The sequence below is a fragment of the Nonomuraea purpurea genome (genome assembly GCF_042650645.1).
GTDB classification, from domain to species: Bacteria; Actinomycetota; Actinomycetes; order Streptosporangiales; family Streptosporangiaceae; genus Nonomuraea; species Nonomuraea purpurea.
On the sequence record NZ_JBHSBI010000029.1, the window covers coordinates 45,859 to 68,659 of the forward strand.

The 22,801-nt window shown below is 69.5% G+C and carries 23 protein-coding genes; 14 read left to right on the forward strand and 9 right to left on the reverse strand.

All coding sequences use genetic code 11. The features are described 5' to 3' along the window. Positions 1-8: 8 nt before the first annotated feature. Entirely contained in the window at positions 9-464 is a 456-nt protein-coding gene (locus ACFOY2_RS40930) for a DoxX family protein (protein ID WP_379533508.1), read from the reverse strand. A gap of 150 nt (positions 465-614) precedes the next feature. On the opposite strand from ACFOY2_RS40930, the gene ACFOY2_RS40935 reads away from it, so the two are divergent. Continuing rightward, complete coding sequence (locus tag ACFOY2_RS40935) at positions 615-1,493, forward strand: sigma-70 family RNA polymerase sigma factor (protein ID WP_379533509.1); 879 nt, start codon at positions 615-617, stop codon at positions 1,491-1,493. A 177-nt stretch (positions 1,494-1,670) separates the two neighbouring features. Here the strand turns inward: ACFOY2_RS40935 and ACFOY2_RS40940 are convergent, their stop codons facing one another. Then, positions 1,671-2,987 (reverse strand): S41 family peptidase, encoded by a 1,317-nt coding sequence (locus ACFOY2_RS40940; protein ID WP_379533510.1) that lies wholly within the window; start codon positions 2,985-2,987, stop codon positions 1,671-1,673. 87 nt (positions 2,988-3,074) lie between these two features. Between ACFOY2_RS40940 and ACFOY2_RS40945 the strand changes: the two genes are divergently transcribed. The 3 genes from ACFOY2_RS40945 (at position 3,075) to ACFOY2_RS40955 (ending at position 5,782) form a co-directional block, all read left to right on the forward strand. Then, positions 3,075-3,728, forward strand: coding sequence for a response regulator transcription factor (locus tag ACFOY2_RS40945; protein ID WP_350740870.1), 654 nt, complete (start codon positions 3,075-3,077; stop codon positions 3,726-3,728). Continuing rightward, entirely contained in the window at positions 3,725-4,828 is a 1,104-nt protein-coding gene (locus tag ACFOY2_RS40950; RefSeq protein WP_379533511.1) for a HAMP domain-containing sensor histidine kinase, read from the forward strand. Before ACFOY2_RS40945 ends, ACFOY2_RS40950 begins: the two co-directional genes overlap by 4 nt. Positions 4,829-5,155: 327 nt before the next feature. Then, positions 5,156-5,782, forward strand: coding sequence for a hypothetical protein (locus ACFOY2_RS40955; protein ID WP_379533512.1), 627 nt, complete (start codon positions 5,156-5,158; stop codon positions 5,780-5,782). A gap of 242 nt (positions 5,783-6,024) precedes the next feature. Here the strand turns inward: ACFOY2_RS40955 and ACFOY2_RS40960 are convergent, their stop codons facing one another. Continuing rightward, complete coding sequence (locus ACFOY2_RS40960) at positions 6,025-6,366, reverse strand: VOC family protein (protein WP_379533513.1); 342 nt, start codon at positions 6,364-6,366, stop codon at positions 6,025-6,027. A 58-nt stretch (positions 6,367-6,424) separates the two neighbouring features. Here ACFOY2_RS40960 and ACFOY2_RS40965 point away from each other — a divergent pair, with 58 nt between their 5' ends. Beyond that, positions 6,425-6,955: a TetR/AcrR family transcriptional regulator gene (locus tag ACFOY2_RS40965; RefSeq protein WP_379533514.1), complete on the forward strand. Its 531-nt coding sequence runs from the start codon at positions 6,425-6,427 to the stop codon at positions 6,953-6,955. Between the two features lie 262 nt (positions 6,956-7,217). Here ACFOY2_RS40965 and ACFOY2_RS40970 read toward each other — a convergent pair whose 3' ends face one another. Both ACFOY2_RS40970 and ACFOY2_RS40975 read right to left on the reverse strand, forming a co-directional pair. Next, complete coding sequence (locus tag ACFOY2_RS40970; RefSeq protein WP_379533515.1) at positions 7,218-8,279, reverse strand: cation diffusion facilitator family transporter; 1,062 nt, start codon at positions 8,277-8,279, stop codon at positions 7,218-7,220. Further along, positions 8,272-8,628, reverse strand: coding sequence for an ArsR/SmtB family transcription factor (locus tag ACFOY2_RS40975; RefSeq protein ID WP_379533516.1), 357 nt, complete (start codon positions 8,626-8,628; stop codon positions 8,272-8,274). The genes ACFOY2_RS40970 and ACFOY2_RS40975 overlap by 8 nt, the downstream gene beginning before the upstream one ends. 246 nt (positions 8,629-8,874) lie before the next feature. Here ACFOY2_RS40975 and ACFOY2_RS40980 point away from each other — a divergent pair, with 246 nt between their 5' ends. The 4 genes from ACFOY2_RS40980 to ACFOY2_RS40995 all read left to right on the forward strand — a co-directional run bounded on the left by ACFOY2_RS40980 (position 8,875) and on the right by ACFOY2_RS40995 (position 12,029). Beyond that, positions 8,875-9,480 (forward strand): SH3 domain-containing protein, encoded by a 606-nt coding sequence (locus tag ACFOY2_RS40980; protein WP_379533517.1) that lies wholly within the window; start codon positions 8,875-8,877, stop codon positions 9,478-9,480. Between the two features lie 219 nt (positions 9,481-9,699). Continuing rightward, positions 9,700-9,888, forward strand: a complete 189-nt coding sequence (locus ACFOY2_RS40985; protein ID WP_379533518.1) for a hypothetical protein — start codon at positions 9,700-9,702, stop codon at positions 9,886-9,888. Between the two features lie 146 nt (positions 9,889-10,034). Next, complete coding sequence (locus ACFOY2_RS40990; protein ID WP_379533519.1) at positions 10,035-10,712, forward strand: DivIVA domain-containing protein; 678 nt, start codon at positions 10,035-10,037, stop codon at positions 10,710-10,712. Positions 10,713-10,823: 111 nt separating this feature from the next. Further along, entirely contained in the window at positions 10,824-12,029 is a 1,206-nt protein-coding gene (locus ACFOY2_RS40995) for a hypothetical protein (protein WP_379533520.1), read from the forward strand. Between the two features lie 411 nt (positions 12,030-12,440). Here ACFOY2_RS40995 and ACFOY2_RS41000 read toward each other — a convergent pair whose 3' ends face one another. The 3 genes from ACFOY2_RS41000 to ACFOY2_RS41010 form a co-directional block, all read right to left on the reverse strand. Then, positions 12,441-14,492, reverse strand: a complete 2,052-nt coding sequence (locus ACFOY2_RS41000; protein ID WP_379533521.1) for a heavy metal translocating P-type ATPase — start codon at positions 14,490-14,492, stop codon at positions 12,441-12,443. Next, the gene (locus tag ACFOY2_RS41005) at positions 14,485-14,892 is read right to left on the reverse strand and encodes a helix-turn-helix domain-containing protein (protein WP_379533522.1); all 408 of its coding nucleotides are present in this window, start codon (positions 14,890-14,892) and stop codon (positions 14,485-14,487) included. The genes ACFOY2_RS41000 and ACFOY2_RS41005 overlap by 8 nt, the downstream gene beginning before the upstream one ends. A 121-nt stretch (positions 14,893-15,013) precedes the next feature. Beyond that, complete coding sequence (locus ACFOY2_RS41010) at positions 15,014-15,286, reverse strand: hypothetical protein (protein ID WP_379533523.1); 273 nt, start codon at positions 15,284-15,286, stop codon at positions 15,014-15,016. Between the two features lie 404 nt (positions 15,287-15,690). On the opposite strand from ACFOY2_RS41010, the gene ACFOY2_RS41015 reads away from it, so the two are divergent. Then, entirely contained in the window at positions 15,691-16,080 is a 390-nt protein-coding gene (locus ACFOY2_RS41015; protein ID WP_379533524.1) for a hypothetical protein, read from the forward strand. Next, the gene (locus ACFOY2_RS41020; protein ID WP_379533525.1) at positions 16,077-17,855 is read left to right on the forward strand and encodes a caspase family protein; all 1,779 of its coding nucleotides are present in this window, start codon (positions 16,077-16,079) and stop codon (positions 17,853-17,855) included. Before ACFOY2_RS41015 ends, ACFOY2_RS41020 begins: the two co-directional genes overlap by 4 nt. 332 nt (positions 17,856-18,187) lie before the next feature. Here the strand turns inward: ACFOY2_RS41020 and ACFOY2_RS41025 are convergent, their stop codons facing one another. Continuing rightward, complete coding sequence (locus tag ACFOY2_RS41025; protein ID WP_379533526.1) at positions 18,188-18,604, reverse strand: MarR family winged helix-turn-helix transcriptional regulator; 417 nt, start codon at positions 18,602-18,604, stop codon at positions 18,188-18,190. Between the two features lie 254 nt (positions 18,605-18,858). On the opposite strand from ACFOY2_RS41025, the gene ACFOY2_RS41030 reads away from it, so the two are divergent. The 3 genes from ACFOY2_RS41030 (at position 18,859) to ACFOY2_RS41040 (ending at position 22,685) form a co-directional block, all read left to right on the forward strand. Then, positions 18,859-19,452: a hypothetical protein gene (locus ACFOY2_RS41030; RefSeq protein WP_379533527.1), complete on the forward strand. Its 594-nt coding sequence runs from the start codon at positions 18,859-18,861 to the stop codon at positions 19,450-19,452. Next, complete coding sequence (locus tag ACFOY2_RS41035) at positions 19,449-20,471, forward strand: quinone oxidoreductase family protein (RefSeq protein WP_379533528.1); 1,023 nt, start codon at positions 19,449-19,451, stop codon at positions 20,469-20,471. Before ACFOY2_RS41030 ends, ACFOY2_RS41035 begins: the two co-directional genes overlap by 4 nt. 765 nt (positions 20,472-21,236) lie before the next feature. After that, on the forward strand, positions 21,237-22,685 hold the full coding sequence (locus tag ACFOY2_RS41040; protein ID WP_379533529.1) for a glycoside hydrolase family 43 protein: 1,449 nt from the start codon (positions 21,237-21,239) through the stop codon (positions 22,683-22,685). Positions 22,686-22,801 lie beyond the last annotated feature (116 nt).

The following is a 22,801-nucleotide window of genomic DNA, read 5'->3' on the forward strand; positions in this document are numbered from 1 at the left end:
GACGCGAATCATCGGGCGCCGTGCTCCATGCCTCGTGCGCGTGCCGGCGCGGCGCTGCTGTCCCGCTGCGGGTGCAAGAGGTCTTTCCAGTCGGCCGGCCAGTTCGCCAGGGCGACCATGGCCATGATCACCAGGTGGATGGGGGCGGAGACCTCTTCGTACAGGGCCGCGTCATCGATGAGGTGCGTGGTGACCGCGGCGGTGAGGAGGAAGACCAGCCCCGCGGCACCGATGAATCTGAACCGTTTGGATGGGATGACCAGCAAGATCGCACAGACCAACTCGATGGCGCCGGCGACGAATCTGAACCAGGCGGGAAACCCCCACTCAACGAACTTCACCGAGTACGCCGGGCCGAAAAACGTCGGGCCGGGCCAGAACTTGGTGACGAAGCCGATGACGAATTCCGCGGCCAGGACCCAGTAGAAGGCTGTGCGCAGCCAAGACGGGATGCGTGCGGACATGATGCTTCCTCCGATGGGGAACAGGTACGCGCCGGCCGCATGAACGGCACTGCGGGCTCACCGCCCAACTTGGTCGTCCTGCTGCTGGTCACACCCGCGACGTTTCGCGAGTCATAGACAATGACTGGCCGCGACGGAGGGATGTGACCGATGAACGAGCACGATTTTCTGACCGATCGGTTCGAGGAGTATCGCGGGCATCTGCGTGCGGTGGCCTACCAGATCCTCGGCTCCGTGGCCGAGGCTGACGATGCCGTCCAGGAAGCGTGGCTCAGGCTCAACCGGTCCTACAGCAGCGAGGTGGAGAACCTGGGCGGGTGGCTCACCACCATCGTCGCCCGTGTTGCGCTGACCATGCTGCGCTCACGCACCGCCCGGAGCGAAGATCCATTGGACGTGCCCGTGCCGCAACCAGCCCAACGCGGCGACGCCACAGACGTCGATCCCGAGCACCATGCGATCGTGTCCGACTCGGTGGGCCTGGCACTGCTGGTGGTGCTGGACACGTTGGCTCCCAACGAGCGCCTGGCCTTCGTGCTGCACGACATCTTCGCCGTGCCGTTCGAGGAGATCGCTCCCATCGTCGACCGGACGCCCGCCACGGCCAGAAAACTCGCCAGCCGAGCCCGACGCCGCATCCAGGGCGCGGCACCGCCCCCCGGCGCCGACCTGGCCCGGCAGCGGGAGATCGTCCATGCTTTTCTCTCCGCTTCACGGCACGGCGACTTCAACGCGTTGCTCGATCTGCTGCACCCGGACGCCGTGCTCCGCGCCGACCGCGCCGCCATCGGTATGGGCGCCTCTGGGCTGGTCCATGGCGCTTCGGCGGTCGCCGACACCATCTCCGGCCGCGCCCTCCACGCACGCCTGGCACTGATCGACGGGGTCCCCGGCGCATTGTGGGCTCAGGCCGGCCGACCACGCGTGGCCTTCGTCTTCACGACCTCCGCAGGCAAAATCACCGAGATCAATCTGATCGCGAACTCCGAGCACCTCCACACGCTCGATCTGGTGATGCTCGACGACTGATGGGCCCAGTAATCTCGCGGGGCATCCTTGGCTGACCTGCGGAAACGTAGGTCAGCTCGTCGGGGTCTCTACGGCGGCGAGGGAGCGGTAGAGGGTGGATCGGCCTCGGGCGATGGCGAGTCGCCAGGTCGGGTTTTGGCCGGCCCACCTCGGCGACTCGCCGTTGCGGCAAGCGCGTCAAAGAAGCGTCAGCGCCTTGGCCACGCCCGGGTCGCGTCCGGTGGCCAGGTCGAGGGCGGTCATGGGGGCGTGGTGGTCGACCGGGACGCCGATCGTGTCGATGATCTCGCGGGCGGGCCCGAGGTGCCGGACCTTGGGCAAGAGCAGGACGCTGCCGTCGTCGAGGAGGTATCCCTCGCTGGGGCCGGAGACGGCCCCAGCGGTGCGGGTCCCGATGAGGGTGCCCAGGCCGTTGTCCTTGACGGCCGCGCTGAAGTCCTCGCAGGCCGAGGCGCATCCGCGGTCGGTGAGGACGACCAGGCGCGAGCCGAGCAGCGGGACGCTGTCGTCGGTCCGGTTGGGCACGCAGTCGCCCTTGAGCGGGCAGAAGTAGCTGGTGACCTTGCCGTGCGCGAACGCGCCGAGCAGCCGCGTCACCTCGCGAGGTGACCCGCCGCCGTTGCCGCGCAGATCGAGGACCACCGCCTTCGGCTTACCCTGCAGCTTGGCGATGACCTGGTCGGCGGCGCCTTCGTAGAATTTGGGCAGTTGGACGTATGCGACGCCGTCGGTGAGCATCTTTGACGTCACCGCCGGAGGCTGCTGCGTGATGGGGCCCTCTCTGAGCTTGATGGTGCGGGTCTGTCCCGTTGTGGGGCGCTTGAGCGTGAGCGTTACCGTGCCGGCGGTGAAGGCTTGGACGATGCTCTGGTTCACGGTGTCCCCGATGAACGGCGGCATGCCGTTGACCTTGACGATGATGTCGCCGGGCCTGATGTCGGCCTTGGTGGCGGGGCTGCCGGGCAGGACACGGGTGATGAACAACGGCGGCTTGGCCGCCGGGTCGAGTTGCGGGCCCTGCTGGGCCGACACACCCACGATGCCCGTCCCGGTCGGCCCGCCTTCCGGTGGGGGAGTCGGCCTGACCGCGCGGGCGTGGTTGTCGTGCAGTCCGGCGACCATCGCGGTGATCGCGGCGCGCAGCGCGGGCACGTCACCGGCGGCGAGGACTTTCGCGAAGGCGGCCCAGTCGGTGTCGCGGTTCCCGGTCAGTTCGGGCAGTTGGAGTTCGGGCCGATCGGCGCCGCGCCGCATCAGGTCCTGGGTATAGGCGGCGAAGGCGCTCTTCAGCAGCGCCTTCGAATCCATGGCTGGACCGCTGTAGTAGTTGTCCAGCACGCAGAAGTACGCCTGCCGGAGCGTGTTCACCGAGGTCGGCGGCGCCGACTCCGGCGGTGGCCCGGTGACGGCGGTGCAGCGCTCAGCAGGCGCGGACGCGGGTGCGGACATGGAGCAGGCCACCATCAGGATGGCGGCGCAGAGGGATTTGATCATGCCGCCAGCGTGGCCGGAAGCGGGTTGCGCGGCTGTGAACGGATCCGTTAACGCCGCTGTTACCCAGGTTCGGGTACGAACATCGCTATGCGGGTTCTGGTGGCCGAAGACGAACGAGACCTGGCCGATCTCGTGGCGGTGGGGTTACGTCGCCACGCCATGGCCGTCGACGTCGTGTACGACGGGGTCGCTGCGTCAGAGCGGCTGGCGGTGAGCGACTACGACGTTCTCGTACTGGACCGGGATCTCCCAGAGATGCACGGCGACCTCGTGTGTCGTGAGCTGGTGGCGCGCGGGAGCCGTACGCGGATCCTGATGATGACGGCGGCCGCGGCGGTGCCGGAGCGGGTGGCCGGCCTCGGGATGGGGGCCGACGACTACCTGCCCAAGCCGTTCGACTACGCCGAACTGGTCGCACGGGTGCAGGCGCTGGGGCGGCGCAGCCAGGCGCAGGTGCCGCCGGTGCTGACGCGGCACGGGATCGTGGTCGATACCCACCGGCTGCAGGCGTCGCGAGATGGGAGGCACCTGCATCTGTCGCTCAAGGAGTTCGCCGTCCTTGAGGTGCTGATGAGGGCGGACGGCGCGGTCGTGAGCTCTGAACGACTGCTCGAAGAGGCATGGGACGAGAACGTCGACCCGTTCACGACGGTGGTGCGGGTCGTGGTCAGCCGCCTACGCGCGAAGCTGGGCGATCCGCCCTGCATCCAGACGGTTCCCGGCGCGGGTTACGTGCTGTGACGACCGTCCGGGTACGGCTCACCCTGATCTACTCCGGATTGTTCTTGCTGACCTCGACCGTGCTGCTGGTCACGGTCAACCTGCTGCTGCGCCACGCGCTGGACAGGAGGATCGGCCGGATCGGGCCGATCCCGGTGGCGCCGGCGGCGCCGGGCCTCCCGGACCATCAGCCGCCGACGCTGCCCGATCTGGTGGACGAGGTGATCGACTACCAGTGGGGGGTGACCGTGGCGACGGTCGGAATCCTGACACTGGTGTCAGTGATCGTCGGCTGGCTGGTCGCCGGGCGGATCCTGCGGCCCGTCCACCGGATCACCGCCACGGCGCAGCGGCTGTCCATGTCGACCCTGCACGAACGCATCGCGCTCATCGGGCCGAAGGACGAACTGAAGGAACTGGCCGATACGTTTGACGCGATGCTCGACCGCCTCCAACGCTCCGTCGAGGGGCAGCGGCGGTTCATCGCGAACGCGTCCCACGAGCTACGGACCCCGTTGGCCGTCCAGCGAGCGGCGATCGAGATCGGCCTTCCTGAAGACGTCGGTGAGATCCGCGACAAGCTCCTGTTCCACAACCACCGCACTGAGAGCCTCATCAACGCCCTGCTGGTCCTGGCCCAGGCGGAGCACGGCCTTGAGAAGAGGACACCGGTGGCCCTGGACGAGGTGGTGCTGCTCGTCCTGGCCGAAGGCGGCTCGGACGAGGTCACCGTGACGACGCGGATCGAACCGATGGTCGTCGATGGGGATCCGATCCTGCTGAGCCGGCTCGTCACGAACCTCGTCGACAACGCGACCCGCTACAACCATCCCGGCGGAACCGTTGAGGTAACGCTCTCCCATGGAGTTTTGACGGTCCGTAACACCGGCCCGCATGTGCCCCAGGAAAGTTTCGGCGATCTCTTCGAGCCCTTCCGGCGGCTGCAAACGACCCGTGGACAGGGCGCCGGGCTCGGGTTGTCGATCGTCGCGTCGATCGCGAAGGCTCACGGAGCCGACGTGCGAGCGAGCCGCAACCCGGGGGGCGGGTTGGAGCTCGTCGTGATTTTCGCGGGAACTGAGGATGCGGTGCCTGCCACAGACGGCAGTAGCCGGCGCTGACCCCGAGCGCGAGCCTGATGGTGATCGGGCAGGGTGAGCGTGGCGCCTGACGCGATCTCAACTCTTGCCGCCTATCAGCCTGGCCCTTGCCAGCCCGGCCGGCGATCGCAGCCGGCTCGACACGCCGGCAACAGCGCCGCGCCGCCTGGAGCCGGGCAGCCAGTGTCCGTTCGCCGATCCGCGACACGCTCGCCATATAAACTTAGCGTAATGGTATAGTCACCGTCAGGCGATGGTCGTGGACCTCGATCACGAATGTGAGTCCTTCAGCTGACGGTCAGCGCTGACTCACCAGGCGGGCATGCCGGGCAGACCCGGAGGGGACACATGGGCTTTTGGGGCACCTACATCGTGGCGCGTGCGAACCAGCCGCTGACCGGGCTCCCGGCACTGCGGCAATCGGCGGCCAACGCCAGCTGGCACTGGCAGGGACCAGACCGATGGCGTGCCGTGCAGGTCGACCGCGGCCCCGCCGGCTGGGACTCGCCGACCCTTCCCCACGCCTGGGACGCCCTGCTCACAGGGCTGATGCGGCAGGCAGGGCACCCGGTCCTGGCAGCCGTCATCAAGCACAGCGAGGGCGCCCAGCTCCTCGGCCGCAGCCCCGTGGCCGGCCACTGGGGCGGCTGGCTCATGGCCGACGGCATCACTTGGCGCTCCCTGCCCGCCGACGGACCGGCCCAGTCCTGGGACGAAAACGGCGAGCAACATGCCGAGGACCCCGCCGAGTACCAGCGACGCCGCCAAGCGGCGCTCGACCGCCTCTACACGACTGCGGGGCCGCCCGGCTCCGCAGCCGCACCATCAGCCCTCGCATGGGCCAGAGAAGCCGGCCTCACGCCCGACCCCGCCGCCGTAACCACCGCCCTGGACGCCAAAGGCGTCTTCGCCGAGGACGTGCTCTTCCAACTCCTAGCCGCCCTCGGCCTACCAGACCTCCCCTACCACAACTAGCCGTATCTCCGACTTGACAGCCCACCCCCGCCACTTAACTACGTGCCCTTTCGGTACTGGCTCAGGCGGACGACTGGTCACCAGGGGTCGCGGTGGTGAACTGTCCGGGATCACCTACCGACGCGTATGGGCCAAAGCCAGAAAGGAGGCGCTGACGAGGAAGGAGGCACAATCACCAAGAATCGCGGGAAACTGCAGGTGGGGTGGTCGGGCTCCTGGGGCTCGAACTCGGAACCTACGGATTAGTCTTCCGTGGACTGGTCCATCACGTAGATGGTCGCGCCGCCCGGATCCTGGTAGGCGGCCAGGAAACCGCCGGGGATCTCCGAGGGTGCTTCGAGCACGGCGAGCGTCTCCGGGCGAGCCGCATGGAAGGCCTTGAGGCTGTCGACGACGAACAGCGGCCCCGTGGGAGCGCCGGGGTCGTGGGCGTCGAGCATGAGCTGCACCCCGGTGTCCGGCAAGGCGAGCGCGACGGTCGCGTCGCCCTCGCGCCACATCTCGGTGAAACCGAGACTGTCGCGGTAGAGAGCGAGCGATGCCTTCAGATCGGACGTGGGGACGAACAGGAACTCAAGCTTCACGGAACATCCTTTTCCTACATAACTGGATTTTGGGAGAGCATAACGGCATTATGTCCATGTGCGCGAGTGGATCCCGATATCGACCTCCCCGAGGGGCAGGCTGGCGCTTGCCGCGGTCAAGGAGTTCGGAACCCGCCCCTTCGACGAGGTCACGGTTGCTGAGCTGGCGGCGGCGGCAAAGGTCACCACAGGGGCCCTGTACCACCACTTCGACAGCAAGCTCGGGCTGTACGTCTTCGTCCGGGAGGACGTCGAACGGCGCCTGCTGGACCGGATGGAAGGCGCGATGGCGGCCTTTGGGCCGGAGTCGGATCACTCCGTAGCCGTGACGTCCGCGTTGCTTGTCGGCCTGGACTTCGCCGTACGCGAGGGCTTCCTCCGCATCCTGGGAGACCCGCCGCCGGGTACCGAACATGACCGGCTGGCCGAGATGCTCAGCCGGAGCGTCGTCCCGGCGGTGCCGCTTCTCGGCCGGATACTCGCGGCGGCCTGGCGTGCGGCACTGGCGGCGATCGCCGAAGGCGCGGAGCCGGAGCACGCCCGCGCCGCCGTAGCGGCTCTCAGACTCCACCTGCCTGCCGGCGAATGAAGGTCGGGACGCTGAACGGGTGCGCGAGGTTCTGGACACCTCGTCCCAGGATGCGCACGCGCGGTTGGCTTTCTGGATGTGATGGCGGCGTTGCCGGCTCAGGCCGGGTGGTCGTCTGCGAGGTGGGTTGGCCGATCTCGTCGAGGTTGGCGGCCCAGGCGGCCAGGAAGAGGGCACCGAACCGGTCCGGATCCTCCGTCATCGCCGGGCCTTGCGAACCAGGGCGCGGCGACGACGGCCAGCTCGTTCCCACAGTAGGGCGTCAATGGCCGGCATGGCCGTCGCCGACCGCCGTCTCGTCGCGCCGGAGGGCGTGGTGGGTGGGGCCGTGTGGGTCGGCGCAGTGCCGTATGAGTCGTCGCGGGGCGCCGTCGTCGTCGAAGGCGTGGCTGTCGGGCGAGGCGTGGTCGACCTGCAACGTGGTGTGCACGATGCCGTGTCCTTCGTGCAGCAGATCCTCGACGGTCAGGCGCGTGGCGTGGCAGTCGGCGCCCGGGGTGACCAGCACATGTGCCGACAGGGCGGCGTATCCGGAGGTGACCTCCCAGATGTGCAGGTCGTGGACCTCGACCACGGTGTCCAGGGCGGCGATCTGGCGGCCGATTTCGGCGGGGTTCACTTCGGCCGGTGCGGCTTCCATGAACACCCGTCCGGCGTCGCGGACCAGGCCCCAGCCGGCTTTGAGCATCAGCGCCGCGACCACCATCGCGGCGATGGCGTCGGCACGGGTCCAGCCGGTCAGCCAGACGATCAGGCCGGCCAGCGTGGTGGCGATGAAGGCGTACAGGTCGTTGAGGATGTGCTGGAAGGCGCCCTCGACGTTGAGGCTGGAGCGGTTGGCCTTGGACAGCAGCCAGGTGGCGGCCACGTTGACGGCGATGCCGGCCAGCCCGGTGACCACCACGAGCAGGCCCTCGACCTGGGGTGGCTCGATCAGGCGGCGGATGCCCTCGTAGCTGAAGTAGACAGCGAGCAGCAGCAGTGTGATGCCGTTGACCTGGGCGGAGAGGATCTCGGCACGCTTGAGGCCGTAGGTGAAGCCGCCGCGCGGCGGGCGGGCCGCGATGCGCATCGCGGCCAGCGCCAGCACGATCGCCATCGCGTCGGTGAGCATGTGGCCGGCGTCGGAGATCAGCGCCAGTGACCGGGCGATCAAGCCGATCACTACCTCGACGGCCATGAATCCGGCGATCAAGGCCAGTGCGCCGCTCAGATACCGGCGATCGGCATCTGCGCTCACCCCGTGACCGTGACCGTGGCCGCTGTCACGCCCTGCGTGCGGACTGTGGTCGTGGTGCCGGTCGTGCCTGTCTTGTTCAGACATCTGGGAAGCTCCTCGGGGGGTGGGTGACATGGGTGATCGCCAGTTGCAGCAGGCTGCGCACGTGCGTGTCGGCCAGCCGGTAGTAAGCGAGCCGACCGGCGCGGCGCACCCGCACGATCCGATGGCCGCGCAGCATCCGCAGCGCATGCGAGACAGCCGAGGCGTTGCGACCGATGACGTCGGCCAGGTCGCGGACGCACAACTCATCGGCCGCGGAGAGCGCCGCAAGTAGCCGGATCCGGCCGGGATCGCCCAGCAGCGCCAGCAGGTGACCCGCGTCTTGCGCGATCGCCGACGAGGGCAGGCCGCGGCGGACCGCCTCGATGCGCCCGGCGGCAAGATCGCTCACTTCAACATCTGATGAGATGTTCATATATACATATGCTCTCTGTCGCGGCGTACCTGGTCAAGGCTCGCCGGAGGGTCGTGTTGGCGCGATGTATTACTCATGAACATCTGATCAGATGTTTAAACCAGCCGTAATGAGTCAACTACATTGCGTAGAAGTTGGCAGGTCAGTCAGTCAGGGACTGGCCTCGGCTGTACCGGGGTTCCGTAACCCGCACAGCCACGCGTACAGGAAGGGTTCGCGCCGATGAAAACCGTCCACGCCGCCACCACCATCGCCATCGCCGCAACGAGCGGCTGGCTGGCGCTGGCCGGGCTGCCCGCCCAGGCCGCCCCCGTCCGCCCGGCCACCACCACACCGGCCGGCTCGTGCCGCTACCAGCCCAACCATCTGCGGCGCGGCGAATCGATCACCGTCCGCTCCGCGCCCCGCCGGAGCGCACGCAGGCTCGCACAACTCCGCTCGGGCGACCGCGCCATCGCCGGGGACTGCGCCGGCAAGCGCGGCTGGCTGCGGGTCACCACGCCCGCCGGGGTACGCGGCTGGGCATCAGCGCACCATCTGCGCAAGCTGCCCGTCAGCACAAGCGGCGCGAGCCGGACGGCCGCCCCCACCGGCGCCTGCCGCTACGCCGTGACCAGGGTGCGCCGCACCAGCCACCTCAACGTCCGCTCCGGCGCCGGGCTCGGCTACCGTCCGATCGCCACGCTAAAGGCTGGCGACCGTGCCATCGCCGGGGACTGCGCCGGCAAGCGCGGCTGGCTGCGGGTCACCACGCCCGCCGGGGTACGCGGCTGGGCATGGAACGGCTATCTGCACAAGAGCGCCGCCAGTTCGCGTTCCATCAAGTGACACGCGGCTCGCGTCCAGGGCGGCATGACCGACAACCGTAGCCGTCGCAATGCCCCCGCCCCCTCGCGGCCCGTGCTCCTGTCCTCGCCGCTGCCGCGCCGGCCAGGCAGCGGCGAGCGCCACCTCCCGACTCCCTCACTATCACCTCGTCGCCGATCGGCTCACCAGCCCTCAGGCCCCGAAAACGCCCCGAAGGCGCCTGTAGAGAGAGGAACGTCGATGACCGAACCACACCAGCATCACGATGACCCCGCCTGCGCCCATGACACCACCCACAGCGCCGCCAATCATGCCGAGGCGCCCGCCGACCGCACCATCGTCGATGGCGACGCGGACGCCGCGCAGAGCCAGGGCCCCGGCTGCGGGCCGGGGCACTGCCACGACGATCAGGGCCCCACCGCGCACTAGTCCCCATGTCGGCCTGTCCCTGGTGGTCAGACCGTTACCTCCGCTCCCGCGGCTGACTCGTGGTCCTGGCGGTACCGCCAGGACCACACCTGCTGCCCTGTTGAGTCACGGCTACGAGTCGACGGTGAAAGGTTGGACAGTCCACCATGCATGTCGAGCACGAAGAACACGACCACGGCCCCCACCTTCCACACAGCCACGCCGCCGCCGAGGGCGCCACCTCACCACACCTCCAGGCGGTCACGCCCGGCCACCTCGCCCTGCTGACCGCCGCCGCGGTGCACCACCAGGTCTTCACCGTGGTCCGGTTGCGCGCCGGCTACGACCTGGCCGAAGTAGACGCCTTCCTGGCCCGCGTGGAGACCGCACTCAGCCTGCTCTGGCAGGACAACGCCCAGTTGCGCGAGCGCCTGGACGCCGCCGCGCCGCCGGAGGCGTCCGCCGGGACCGAGGCCCTGGCCGCGGCGCGCCGCAGTGCCGAGGAGACCATCGCGGCCGCCCAGCACGAAGCCCGTCAGATCCTCACGGCCGCCCACGCCGACGCCCAGCAGGTGCGGCGCGAGGCCGAGGCGGCCGCCGACGCGCTGGCCAAGGCCGCCCGTCAGGCCGTTGAAGACCAACTCGACGAGCTCGACCGCGCCGTCACCGACCAGGGCAGAAACCTGCAGCAGTCGCTGCACGACCAACTCGCCCAGGTACGCGCCGAGCTCAATGATCTCACCATGCCCAGCCACGGCGCCCACGAAGCCACACCCATGCCCGCACTGCCGGCCATCGCGCCGCTACGCACGCCCAGCGTCCCCGACAGCTTCATCGGCCACTGACGGACACTCCCGGACGGGGGTGTCCCGCTCGATCCCGGTCCCGGTGTCCCCTCGTCACCGCGCCACCGTGCGACCGCCCCAAACCCGTACTTCGCCGGAAAGGCGTGTGTCATGTTCGTGCCGCTCGGGGGCCCCGCGATACCGGCGCCCCTGCACGCCCTGACCCTGTACGACCTGGGCCAGAAAACCTCCCCCCTGGACGCCGCCCTGCCCGCCTGGACCACGTGGGCCGCCGTCGTCCTGGTCGCCCTGTCCACACTCGCCGGCGCGCATCTGGCCCGCCGCAAGAGCGCCACGATCAGCATCTGGCTGGCCGTCGCCTCAGCGCTGATGCTCATCACCGCCCTGGTCGACCTGCTGCCCGACGCCTGGCGGGAAGCCGAGGCCACCCGCGTGCCGCTGTGGGTGGTGGGCCTGGCGGGGCTGTTCGGCTTCGCCGTGATCACCTTCTTCACCCGTAAGGGCTGCGGTCACAGCCACGACCACGGCGCCACCAGCGGTGGCCGCCACGCGCCCGGACTGCACCGCCGGGTCAAGCAGGCCGTCAGCGCCGCCGTCTATGGCGGAGTCGGCACCGCCGCCGCGCTGTCCCTGCACCGCATGATCGAGGGCGCCACCCTGGCGCTGGCCGCCTCCGCCGTCGTGGTGGCCGCCCTGGTGATCCACTCGGCCAGCGAAGGGCTGGCGCTGACCGCCATGCTCGACCTCGCGCGCAAGCCGGCGTCCCCTTGGCTGACCCTGTCCTGCCTGGCCCCGGTCGCCGGCGTCGTCCTGGCCACCGTGGCGCCCCTGCCCGCCCAGAGCGTGCCGATCCTGCTCGGCATGATCACCGGCGTGCTGCTCAGAACCGCCGTCATCGGGCTCGCCATCGCCCGCGACGGCCGGCGCCTGTCCCGGCGCCACCTCGTCATCGCCTCCGCCGCCGTGGCCTTCATCGGCGGCCTGCTCGTCACAGCACAAACCCTGCTCGCCGACGGGCCGCCCCAGCCCATCGCCGCTGCTCATGGCAGCGCCCAAGCACTCGCTCCACCCGCCGTCCCACTGCCCCAGCAGATGACGGCGACCCAAGTGCGTGCCGCCGTCACAACCGGCCGGCTGAGCCTCGAACAACTGCTCGCTCGCCGAGATCCGGTCACCATCGGCGCCGACGCCGTCACCCTGCTGCGCGTTCTGCCCGGGCACAGCCCCGAGCAGATCACCCAGACACTGCGCCAGGCCAAGATCGACACTGCCGCCACCATCGGCGATCTCACCCTGCGCCAACGCCACCTCCTGCTCAGCGCGCTGAGCGACGCGCCGGACCCGCAGCACCGGTAAAGCTGATCAGCGCCGCCGGACGTCCTCCCGAGGCGTGAACATCAGGACGCCCCCGATTTCGATGTCGGCCGGCGCCGGTGCGTGGCGTGCTGCGGCGGGTCCACCCCGACCAGGGCAGGACTCTGCCGCGGGCGAGGTGCGTGACAGGAAAACCGGTCGGCGCTGACCCGGGGGTCGGCCAGGATCTGCCGCACGTCCTCATGGCTGATGATCAGCCAGGCTGTCCGCCCGGTCGGCAACGTCACGGCGATATGGGCTTGTCCGCACGCAGTCGTGCCTACTCCGCCGGTGGGTCGAATGGGCTCGCCCGGTGTATCGGAAGGGCCGGACACTCAGCGGCCGGCGGTGAGTCGTCATAGTGCGACCTCCATCGATATCGGTGAACGCCCCCACGACCGTCCCGGCCGCCGATCACCGAGACTCCTCAGCGGCGGGCGAGCAGCAACCGTCGGTGCAGTCCCCGGTCCCGCCGCCCCCGCCGGCGCCGGTCGCGATCGGCAGGAGCGTCCTGCCGGCCGGTTGCGGGGCTGTGTGGGCTCGGGCGGCGGCGCGCAGCGCGGCGTGGTGGGGCAGGTGGATGCGGCGTCCGGCGCGGATGCCGTTGGCGATGACCAGGACTTCGGCGAGCTCGTGCGTGGCGACCACGGTGGCCAGGCCGAGGACGCCGGCGGCGGCCAGTGGTACGAGGGTGATGAGGATGGCGCCGGACATCAGCAGGTTCTGGGTGAAGATGGCGCGGGCGGCGCGGGTGTGGGCGATGGCGTCGGGCAGGCGGCGCAGGTCCTCGCCCATGAGGGCGATGTCGGCGGCCTCGATGGCGACGTCGCTGCCCATGGCGCCCATGGCGACCCCGGCCTCGGCGGTGGCCAGGGCGGGGGCGTCGTTGATGCCGTCGCCGACCATCGCCACCGGTCCCCGGGCTTTCAGTTCGGTGACGATGCGGGCCTTGTCGGCGGGCAGGAGTTCGGCGCGGACGTCGGTGATGCCGGCTTCGGCGGCGATCGCGGCGGCGGTGCGGGCGTTGTCGCCGGTGAGCATGACGACCTCGATGCCCTGCCGCTTGAGCTGGGCGACGGCTTCGGCGGCCTCGGGGCGGACCTCGTCGCGGACGGCCACGGCGCCGAGCAGGGTGCCGTCGTGTTCGACGAGGACGACGGTGGCGCCGGCGTCCTGCAGCCTGCTCACCTCACCGGCGAGCGAGCCAGGGTTGACGAAGCCGGGCTTGCCCAGGCGTGCGGGATGCCCGCCGACCTGTCCGCGCAGTCCGTTACCGGGTACGGCCTCCACCTCACCGGCCGTCTGGGGGACGGGGTGGGCGGCCAGGATCGCGGCGGCGAGCGGATGTTCGCTGCGGGCCTCCAGCGCGGCGGCCACGGCCAGGACGTGGTCACGGTCACTGCCCGGTGCGGCCACGACGTCGATGACGGCGGGTTCGTTGCGGGTCAGGGTGCCGGTCTTGTCCAGCGCGACGATCTTGACCTTGCCCAGCGCCTCGACCGCGGCGCCTCCCTTGATCAGCACGCCTGCCTTGGAGGCGGCGCCGATGGCGGCGACAACGGCGACCGGGACGGACAGGGCGAACGCGCAGGGGGCGGCGGCGACCAGCACCACCAGGGCACGCTCGATCCACACGTCGGGCTCGCCCAGCAGGCTGCCCAGGCCGGCCACCAGCGCGGCCAGCACGAGCACACCGGGCACCAGCGGGCGGGCGAAGCGCTCGGCCAGGCGCTGGCTGGCGCCCTTGCGTTCCTGGGCCTCGTGCACGATGTGGACCAGCCTGGCCAGCGAGTTGTCGCGGGCGGTGGCGGTGACGGTGACCTCCAGCGCTCCGGCGCCGTTGACCGTCCCGGCGAAGACCTCCGCGCCGGGACCCACCTCGACGGGCACCGACTCGCCGGTGACGACCGAGGTGTCCAGCGCGCTGCGGCCGGAGGCCACCACGCCGTCGGTGGCGATCTTCTCACCTGGCCGTACCAGCAGCACGTCGCCGACGCGCAGGTCGGCGGGCGCGACTTCGTATTCGGCGCTGTCGCGCAGCACGCGGGCGGTGGGCGGCACCAGGTCGAGCAGAGCGCGCAGGCCGTGCTGGGTGCGGGCCACCGCGTAACCTTCCAGCCCTTCGGCGATGGCGAACAGGAACGCCAGCGCGGCGGCCTCGCCGTACTCGCCCAGGGCCACCGCGCCGACGGCGGCGATGGTCATCAGCAGCCCGACCCCGAGCCGGCCCCGGATCAGGGCGCGCACGGTTGCGGGGACGAAGGTGGCCGCACCGGTCACCAGCGCCGCCAGCTGCAGCACCGTCGCCCACATGCCGGACGCCGGCAGGGAGGCCAGCAGCAGCACCCCGGAGGCTGCAGCGGCCTGCAGTTCCCGTACCTGCCAGATCGCCGAAGGAGCCGCCGCGTCCTCAGCTTCCGAGCTCGTGGTGGCGGGGGTGTCGGCGGCGCAGCACGCGTCAGACACGGTCCACCTTTTCCTCCTGGGCCGGGGGGTCCTGCGCCGTGCGGGCGTGGTCGCCGGGCGTGCACGCCTCGTCGGCGGGGGCGCTCTCGCCCTGGTCGACCAGCAGTACCAGGGAGGCGAGCTCCGCCAGCGCGTGCGCGAGCTTGGCGTCGGCCAGCTCGTAGCGCACCCGGCGGCCCACCGGGACGGTGCGCACCAGACCGCAGCCGCGCAGGCAAGCCAGATGGTTCGACACGTTGCCACGGGTCATGCCCAGCCGTTCGGCCAGGTCGGCGGGGTAGGCGGGCTCGTTCAGCAGCTCCAGCAGCAGCCGCCGCCGGTTCTCGTCGGCCAGCGCGGTGCCCACCCGAGCCAGTGCCTCGGCGTTCACGGCCACCGCCAGGGCATGGGGGTTGGTCATCTCCATACCTTCGACGATACAGTCGATCCTGAATCAAGCCCAGAGTTGATTCAGGATCTGCTGTATCAAAGTTGGAGTCAGTGTGCTCCAGTGGAACCCGAACCGGACGCCGATCGCGACGTCATCGGTGTCGCGCGATGATCTCGGCCAGCCGTCGTTCCACGGCGGCCAGGCGGTCGGCGAACGGGCGGGTGTGCAGCACCTCGGCGAGCTGGTCGGCCTCGTCGGCGTCCAGGGTCACGGAGTGCGTCGGCTGGTCGGGGTCGGCGCCGTCGTAGACGAGGAGCGTCCGCTCACCTGATGCGCCGGTGATGAGCCCGAGCCGCTCACCACGCCGAGTGCTGAAGTGGTGAACTGTCCCGGTGCCTGGGACGGTGACAGGTACGTGTTCCATGTGTGGCGCCTCTGTTCGGGATGGGGCGGGCAGGTCGGTGGAGGTCGCCGCGTTCGCCGCGCAGGCGGTTCGGCTGACGGCGTGGCGTGCTGCGCCAGTCCCCGTACGGCTGCTGCGAAGTCACTGTCGCTCTCACGACCCCTTTCTGGGCCTGCCTTCGGCGTCGTTCGTCCAGGTCGGCCTTGTCGTTGTCGTCCGTCGTCGTGCTGCTGTTCGAACCGTGGTGGGGATCCCCATCCGTCAGTCTCGCGGCCGGAGCCCGGGGGCCGCTATCGGTGTCGGCACCCATTTCGGCTGGTTGCGGATGTGTAGCCGGGGACGACCGGCGCGGGGTCACTAGCGCTTTCGCCGCCGCTCGAAGCCGGAGGTTTGACAGCACGCTGATCATGGATGTGGATATAGGCATGAGTGACGATTCAGAGCTCCGCCTCGCACTCGTCCTGAGCCTGCCCGACGACTTCGAACCGGAGGAGATCGACGAGGAGACCGCCTCGCTCGCACAGTCCTTGAGCCCGCTCGGCACGGTCGTGGGAACGACCACCTCCGCTCGCGATCCTGCCGGTGCGAAGGGGATCGAGGTCGTGATCGGCGTCCTCATGCTCACCGTCACCGCCTCCCGCCAACTCCTGGAGAACGTGGTCGCGGTCGTCAAGGCATGGACCGAGCGTTCGTCGGCCCGATCGGTCGTCATCGAGTTCGCCGGCGACCGCCTCGAGATCACCGGCGCGAGCGCAGCCGACCTGGACCGGCTGATCGAGCTGTTCGTGGACCGGCACACCACAAGAGAGCCATGACGCGCCGGGCGCTTCTGATCGCGAACTCGTCGTACGACGACCCACGGCTGCGGCGGTTACGCGCGCCGCCCGCGGACGTGGCGGAGTTGGAACGCGTTCTGGCCGACCCGGCCGTCGGCGCGTTCGAGGTCGAGGTCCTGCAGGAGGAGACAGCCGCGCGCGTACAGGAGCGGATCGGCGCCCTGTTCGCCGGGCGTCGTCCGAACGACGTCCTCCTGCTCTACTTCTCCGGGCACGGGCTCAAGGACGCCACCGGCGGGCTGTACCTGGCTGCGCGCGACAGCCTCGTCTCAGATCTGGCGGGGACCGGCGTGACGTCGGACTTCGTCAACACGTGCGTCCGGCACAGTCGCTCACGCCGGATTGTGATCATCCTCGACTGCTGCTACAGCGGCGCGTTCGCGCGCGGCATCGTGGTGCGGGGAGACCGGGCGGTGCACGTGCAGGAGCGCTTTCACGGCAGGGGCTTTGCGATCATCACGGCATCCTCGGCTATCGAGTACGCGTTCGAGGACGGCGTACTGACCGAGACCGCCCCCCGCCCCTCCACCTTCACCCGCGCGCTGATCGAAGGTCTCGACAGCGGAGCGGCAGACCTCGACCGCGACCAGGACATCACGCTCGACGAGCTCTACGGCTACGTCTTCAACGAGGTCAAGCGGGAGAATCCGGCACAGACTCCGTGCTGCTGGGTGTTCGGCGGCCAGGGGCGCTTCGTGATAGGCCGCCGTCGTGGTCCCACACCCGATCCGCCGCCCATGCCCGTACCGCAACCGGACGAGTTGCGCCCGCCCCGCCGGGCCGGCCTGCTGGCCGCGCTGCCGCTCGCCGCGGGCGCGGGCCTGGTCTGGCTCGGTGCCTGGGCCGAGCTGATCGCCCTGCTGCTGGCGGGCGGGTGGCTGGCGGGTCGCGGCCTGCTTTGGCTGGCGATGTCGCAGTTCGGCTCGACGAGCGTCGGACACGAGGGCATCCGTATCCGTCCGGCACTGTCGGAGCTGGTGCGGTGGCCGTCGGTGCTGGCGATCGAGGTGTGGCCGGGTTCGTTCGGCGGGAAGGTCGCTGTGCGGAGGGCAGACACCACCCTGGTGCACCGCCGCATGCTTCCGGGGCCGTGGTTTCCCGAGGAGATCGAGAAGATCCGCGAGTGGAGCCATGCCTGGGGGTCTCCGGCGCCTGTACTGCATCTGTCCCGGTGGGCGGTGAGCCGGCGCGTGCTGACCTCGGTCGTGCTCGTGCTCGCCCTGCTGGCCGCGGTGGACCAGCCCTGGACCCGGTTGACGGGGCCGGAAGCAGTGGCCGTGCCTCGTGCCTGCGAGGTCCTCGACAAGAGCACGGTCGACAAACTCGAGGTGCCCCTGTCGTTCATGATCGCGTCAACGCCATCGGAGGACGCACTCACCTCGCAGAGCAGCCGGTGCAGGTGGCGCGTGATGGCGATGATCTTCGACGCGGGCGGCGTGACCCTGCAGTACGACCGGTACGAGCGGGATCCCCGCCGCTCCGGAGCGCAGCGTGCCGCAAGCCAGCTCACCGAACACCGCAACCGGGACGGTGCGGCGGGACTGCGTCGACACGCGACCTCACGCAGGCTGGGCGAGGAGTCGTACGCGGCGGTGCCCGGTGGTGCGCCCGGGATGTGGATCGTCCGGGCCCGACGGGCGAACGTGGTGGTCACGGTCGAACTGGATTCCCGTCATGAGATGCTGACCTTGTCCACCCCCTCCACCCTGGAGGGTGTCGCCGACGCTGCGCTTGGCCGCGTACGTCTGCGGTGAGCCCTGCGCATCCGCGCGGCGTCTTCACGGCCCAAGACCGAACGCCGGCGGGTCTCCAGCCGGGCGACGGTGTGCGACAACCGCGCTTTCCAGGCTGCTCGAATCCAAGCAGGGCCTGGCGGCGAGGATGACGTGCGCACGTCATTCGCCACCAGTGCACAGTTTGTTGTCGATCGCTGCACACCTGGGTTCTCGGTGAGGCGGTCACGCTGTGTCTGCTGGATCTGAAGCTGCCGCGATTCTGGCACGCCGACCTGGTCAAGGCCGGTGGCAGTCAGCGCGCCATTGATCCAGAACCTCTGTGTCCCGTCCAAGCCACCCGGAGGTATAGGTCAGGATTGCTCGCGGACGCGGTGCAGTGCGGTAGTGGCGGCGGTGAATTGGGAGTCGTCCAGGAGTGTGCGGCCCCAGTCGAGCAGTGGCCGGCGCGCCTGCTGGATGCGGGTGGCCATCTCGCGGCCGTGGCGGGTCAGGGTGAGTTCGACGTGGCGGCGGTCGTTCAGGGACGGACGGCGGTGCACGAGGCCGGCGGTGTGGAGGCGGTCGGCGAGCCGGCTGGGGTTGCCGGTTTCGGCGATGAGGCGGCTGCCGAGTTCACCGAGGGTGAGGGGTTGATCGTCGGCGAGGATGAGGATCGCTTCGGCTTGGACCACCGTGATGCCCAGGGGTTTCAGGGCTTCGCTGAAGCGCCGGTTGATCTCTCGATGCGCGGCCTTGACGGCGAGTACGAATTCCAGCACCTGGTCCACGGGCGGCAGTCTACTTGAATCGATGACATGACATAGATATTGTGCGTCATGTCGTTAGATGTCATGACATATTTCTGGAGAGTGGTATGCGCGGCCCCGTCCTGTCACGAACATCAACGTTTCACTTCGAAGCGGTCCGGGCACTGTGGTCCGGCCCGTTCGACGGAGCCGATTACGGCGAGGTCGTCTCCGCGGTCTCACGGGTACGACCGGGCGACTTCGAATCGTGGCACGGGCAATGGAACCGCCTGGCCATGACCGCACACGGCCGCGGCGAACAGCTGAGCGACCGCGTCTCGCGGGGCAAGGCGCTGCTGCGGGCGAGCAACTACATGCGAACCGCCGAGTTCTCCCGCGAGCCCGGCGACTCTCGTCGCATGGAGTGCGCGAGCCGTTCCCGGACATGGTTCGATGCCGGACTGGCGACCCTCGGCGTGGACGCCACTCGCTCGCGCACTCCGTACGAGGGCGCCGAGATGGAGACGATCTTCCTACGGTCACCGCACCCGGGCGCCCGGGACGTGTTGGTGGTTCATGGGGGCTTCGACTCGACGCCGGAGGAGCTGTACTTCGTCATCGGCGCCGGCGCGATCGTGCTGATCGACTACTTCCCCGGCATGTTACGAGCCTTCGCGATGCCCCGGCTGCTACGCGGTCGGATCGGCGCCATGCCCGCCTGGCTTCAGCTGCTGATCAGGTTGAACGCACGTTATGACGCCGAGCTGCGCTGGGCGCTCGGCAACGCGCTGTGGACGTTCGGAGTGGCCACTCTTCCCGACCTCATCGCAGAGATCGGCAGATACGACGACGGCCAGTGGGCGTCCACCATCAAGGGAGCAGGCCGATGAGCGAGCCGATCAAGCACGGGCGGATCGTGGTGCGGCGCTTCGGCGATGCCGGGGTGCTGAAACAGGCCGATGCGGTCACCTCCGCCCCTGGGCGGGGCCAGGTCCGCGTCAGGGTTCTGGCCGCGGCGGTCGGCTACACCGACGTGATGGCGCGCAAGGGCGAGTACATCTTCCAGCGCGGGCTGCCATTCACGCCCGGATACGAGGTCGTGGGCCAGGTGGTCGACCACGACGCGGGGCCGGTGCCGCCCTGGCTGGTGCCCGGTGCCCGGGTTGCCGCCTGCCTGACCAGGATGGGCGGCTACACGGAATACGCCAACCTTCCCGTGCAACTGCTGGCCCCCGTACCGGATGGCCTGGACACCCGAGCGGCGGCGGCGCTCCCGCTGGACTACCTGACCGCGCTGAGTCTCCTTGACCGCCACAGCCGGGCCCGTCCGGGCGACACCGTGCTCATCCACGGCGCGACCGGCGGCGTGGGTGACGCGCTGTGCCAACTTGGCGCTCACCGAGGCCTGGTCATGTACGGCACCGCTTCCGAGCGCAGCCTGCACCGGCTGCGCGACTACGACATCGTGCCCATCGACTACCGCCGCCAGGACGTCGCCCAGGTCGTAAGCGCCAAGCACCCCGAAGGCGTCCGGATCGTCTACGACCACCTCGGCGGCTCCAGCATGCGCGCCAACCATCGCCTCCTGGCGCCGGGCGGCGTGCTGGTCAGTTACGCCTTCATGGGCCGGCCAGGACACGTGCTGGCCGACACCGTCCGCGGCGCGCTGCGCAACAGAATGCTGAACCTGCTGCCCGGCAAGCGCACGGCCCTCTGCACGCTGCCCCGGGAGATCGCCTCGGACCCGTCCCGGCACCAGGCATTACTCACGCACCTCTTCGAGCTCGCACTGGGGCGTCACATCCGACCACGAATCGGGGCCTGCTTCCCACTCTCCGAGGCCGCCGAGGCGCACCGCGCTCTGGAACGGCGCGAAGCCCCAGGCAAGATCATTCTCACCACGTCATGAACCGGCCAGGAACGCCGAACCGGTCAGCACGCCGGTGTTGATCATTCAGACTCGTGATCCACGGGACAGGGCAGTTGGCGGCGGAATTCGCCCCACCCGCAGTCGGAGATGGCCTTGGCGAGCCTGATTGGTCCATTGCCCGCGCTGTGCACGGAAAGCGTATTCCCCCTTTCCCGGCCGCCTCTTGACAAAGTCAGATGATTACGTAAACGATCTGCGGCAAGACGCCTCAAACGTCGCGCGCAATTCGGTCGTCCCAGTTCCCCCAGGGGGATCCTGTCTCAGGCTCTTCGTGGGACTCGCAGCTCTCTGTTAACGCTAACAAATGTTTCTGCCGCGGATTCCGGAGGGTGGTCCCGTGTCCCTGTGCCGAATGCTCACCGCGCCAGTCGTGGTCCTGTTGAGCTCGGTCGCATCCTGCCGGTGCAGGGCATCTCGACGACAAGTCTCTCCATGGGCGACCGGCGGGCGCGCGCGGGGCGGCCGCGTGAACGGCTCGCAGGACGTGCGGCTGCCGATCACGTTCCCGTCCGCGACGAGCATGAGCCTGAGCCGGCACTCGCAGACCACGATCGAGGTCGCCATCGGCGTGATCACGGGCTCAGGCGCCACGCCGTCGTACCGGACCACGGCCCGGCACAGCCGCAATGCCGGGACGTGTCCGGCGCCTCGGCCGCCGACATCCAGCAGTACACCTGCGGTAGTGGCACCGACCAGCAGTGGACCCGCACCTCCTCCTGACCCCACCGCATCTTCGGAGCGACCATGACACACCTCTTACGGCGAACGGCGCTGATCTGCCTGGCCGGCGCCCTGCTGCTCGCCCTCGGCCTTCCCGTTCTCGAACGCCCTGCCAAGGCCGCGGCCCCCTACACCGCCTATCTGATGGCGCACTTCACCGGCGAGAGCGCCAACGGCGAGCAGATCTACTTCGCCACCAGCGCCGACGGCCTGCACTGGACCGATCTCAATAGTTCGCTGCCGGTGCTTACCTCCAGCATCGGCGAACTCGGCGTCCGCGACCCCGCCATCGTCCGTGCGCCGTCCGGCGACCGGTTCTATCTGATCGCCACCGACCTGCGTATCGCCGCCGGCAAGGGCTGGGACGTCGCCCAGCACGATGGCAGCACCTCGCTCGTCGTATGGGAGTCACCTGACCTCGTCACCTGGTCGGCGCCGCGCCTGGTGAACGTCGCCGGGACCATCCCCGACGCCGGCTGCGCGTGGGCGCCCGAGGCGATCTACGACCCGGCGAGCGGCGACTACGTCGTCTACTGGGCGACGATCTCGCCGCGGAACGGCGTCGACAAAGCCCGCATCTACTACTCCCGCACCCGCGACTTCCGCACGTTCACCGCCGCGCAACTCTACATCGACCGGCCGGGCACCCAGGGCATCATAGACACGCAGATCCTGGAGATCCCCGGCAGCGTTGGCGGCTACCGCTACATCCGCGCGTCCGGCGACGGTCAGATCACGATCGAGGGCAGCAACCAGATCCTCACCGGCTGGACCCGGCTCGGCGACATCTCCCACCTCGGCTACACGGGCGCGCAGGTCGAGGGCCCGATCCTGCACCAGTACAACGGCCGCGACGAGTGGGGCCTGTGGGTCGACCAGTACGCCGCCGGCCGCGGCTACCTTCCGCTGACCACGACCAATCTCGCCGCTCCCAGCGGCTACCGCGTCCGCGTCGCCTCGGAATACGCGCTCGGCGCCAGCCGCAAACGGCACGGTTCGATCATTGGCATCACCCAGGCGCAGCTCATCGCGCTGCAGGCCAAGTGGGGCGGCCCCGCCTCGGCCGGCACCCGGCGCCTGCAGTCGGTCAACTTCCCCGACCGCTACCTGCGGCACAGCAACTTCGATGTCCGTATCGACCCGAACGTGAGCCCGCTCGCCGACTCGCAGTGGCGTATCGTGCCGGGCCTGGCCGATCCGGCGGGGGTGTCGCTCGAGTCGTCGAACTTCCCCGGCTGGTACCTGCGGCACTACGACTACGACTTCGTTCTGGCCAAGTATGACGGCACCGCCACCTTCCGCGGGGACGCGACCTTCCGCCGGGTGGCGGGCCTGGCCGACTCCTCGGCGGCGTCGTTCCAGTCATACAACTTCCCGGACCGGTACATCCGCCATTCCAACTACCTGCTTCGCCTGGATCCGATCAGCACGGCCACCGGTCGGGCGGACGCCACCTTCCGGATCACCAGCTGATTCCTCCGGTGGCAGGGAGCCTCGCACAGCGATCGGTGCAGCCCGGGCCGGGGAGCCGCCGGCCCTGCTCCTGGAGCAGCACGATGCGGCTTGGACGTACGTCAGCAACATGATCT

Bases quoted from the DNA above. Each gene is read 5' to 3' on its own strand.
- ACFOY2_RS40990 (WP_379533519.1), top strand. From the start codon at position 10,035: ATGCATGTCGAGCACGAAGAACACGACCACGGCCCCCACCTTCCACAC.
- ACFOY2_RS40935 (WP_379533509.1), top strand. From the start codon at position 615: ATGAACGAGCACGATTTTCTGACCGATCGGTTCGAGGAGTATCGCGGG.
- ACFOY2_RS40945 (WP_350740870.1), top strand. From the start codon at position 3,075: ATGCGGGTTCTGGTGGCCGAAGACGAACGAGACCTGGCCGATCTCGTG.
- ACFOY2_RS41030 (WP_379533527.1), top strand. From the start codon at position 18,859: ATGACCGCACACGGCCGCGGCGAACAGCTGAGCGACCGCGTCTCGCGG.
- ACFOY2_RS40985 (WP_379533518.1), top strand. From the start codon at position 9,700: ATGACCGAACCACACCAGCATCACGATGACCCCGCCTGCGCCCATGAC.
- ACFOY2_RS40970 (WP_379533515.1), bottom strand. From the start codon at position 8,279: ATGTCTGAACAAGACAGGCACGACCGGCACCACGACCACAGTCCGCAC.
- ACFOY2_RS40995 (WP_379533520.1), top strand. From the start codon at position 10,824: ATGTTCGTGCCGCTCGGGGGCCCCGCGATACCGGCGCCCCTGCACGCC.
- ACFOY2_RS40930 (WP_379533508.1), bottom strand. From the start codon at position 464: ATGTCCGCACGCATCCCGTCTTGGCTGCGCACAGCCTTCTACTGGGTC.
- ACFOY2_RS41035 (WP_379533528.1), top strand. From the start codon at position 19,449: ATGAGCGAGCCGATCAAGCACGGGCGGATCGTGGTGCGGCGCTTCGGC.
- ACFOY2_RS41005 (WP_379533522.1), bottom strand. From the start codon at position 14,892: ATGACCAACCCCCATGCCCTGGCGGTGGCCGTGAACGCCGAGGCACTG.
- ACFOY2_RS41020 (WP_379533525.1), top strand. From the start codon at position 16,077: ATGACGCGCCGGGCGCTTCTGATCGCGAACTCGTCGTACGACGACCCA.
- ACFOY2_RS40980 (WP_379533517.1), top strand. From the start codon at position 8,875: ATGAAAACCGTCCACGCCGCCACCACCATCGCCATCGCCGCAACGAGC.
- ACFOY2_RS41010 (WP_379533523.1), bottom strand. From the start codon at position 15,286: ATGGAACACGTACCTGTCACCGTCCCAGGCACCGGGACAGTTCACCAC.
- ACFOY2_RS41015 (WP_379533524.1), top strand. From the start codon at position 15,691: ATGAGTGACGATTCAGAGCTCCGCCTCGCACTCGTCCTGAGCCTGCCC.
- ACFOY2_RS41040 (WP_379533529.1), top strand. From the start codon at position 21,237: ATGACACACCTCTTACGGCGAACGGCGCTGATCTGCCTGGCCGGCGCC.
- ACFOY2_RS40955 (WP_379533512.1), top strand. From the start codon at position 5,156: ATGGGCTTTTGGGGCACCTACATCGTGGCGCGTGCGAACCAGCCGCTG.
- ACFOY2_RS40940 (WP_379533510.1), bottom strand. From the start codon at position 2,987: ATGATCAAATCCCTCTGCGCCGCCATCCTGATGGTGGCCTGCTCCATG.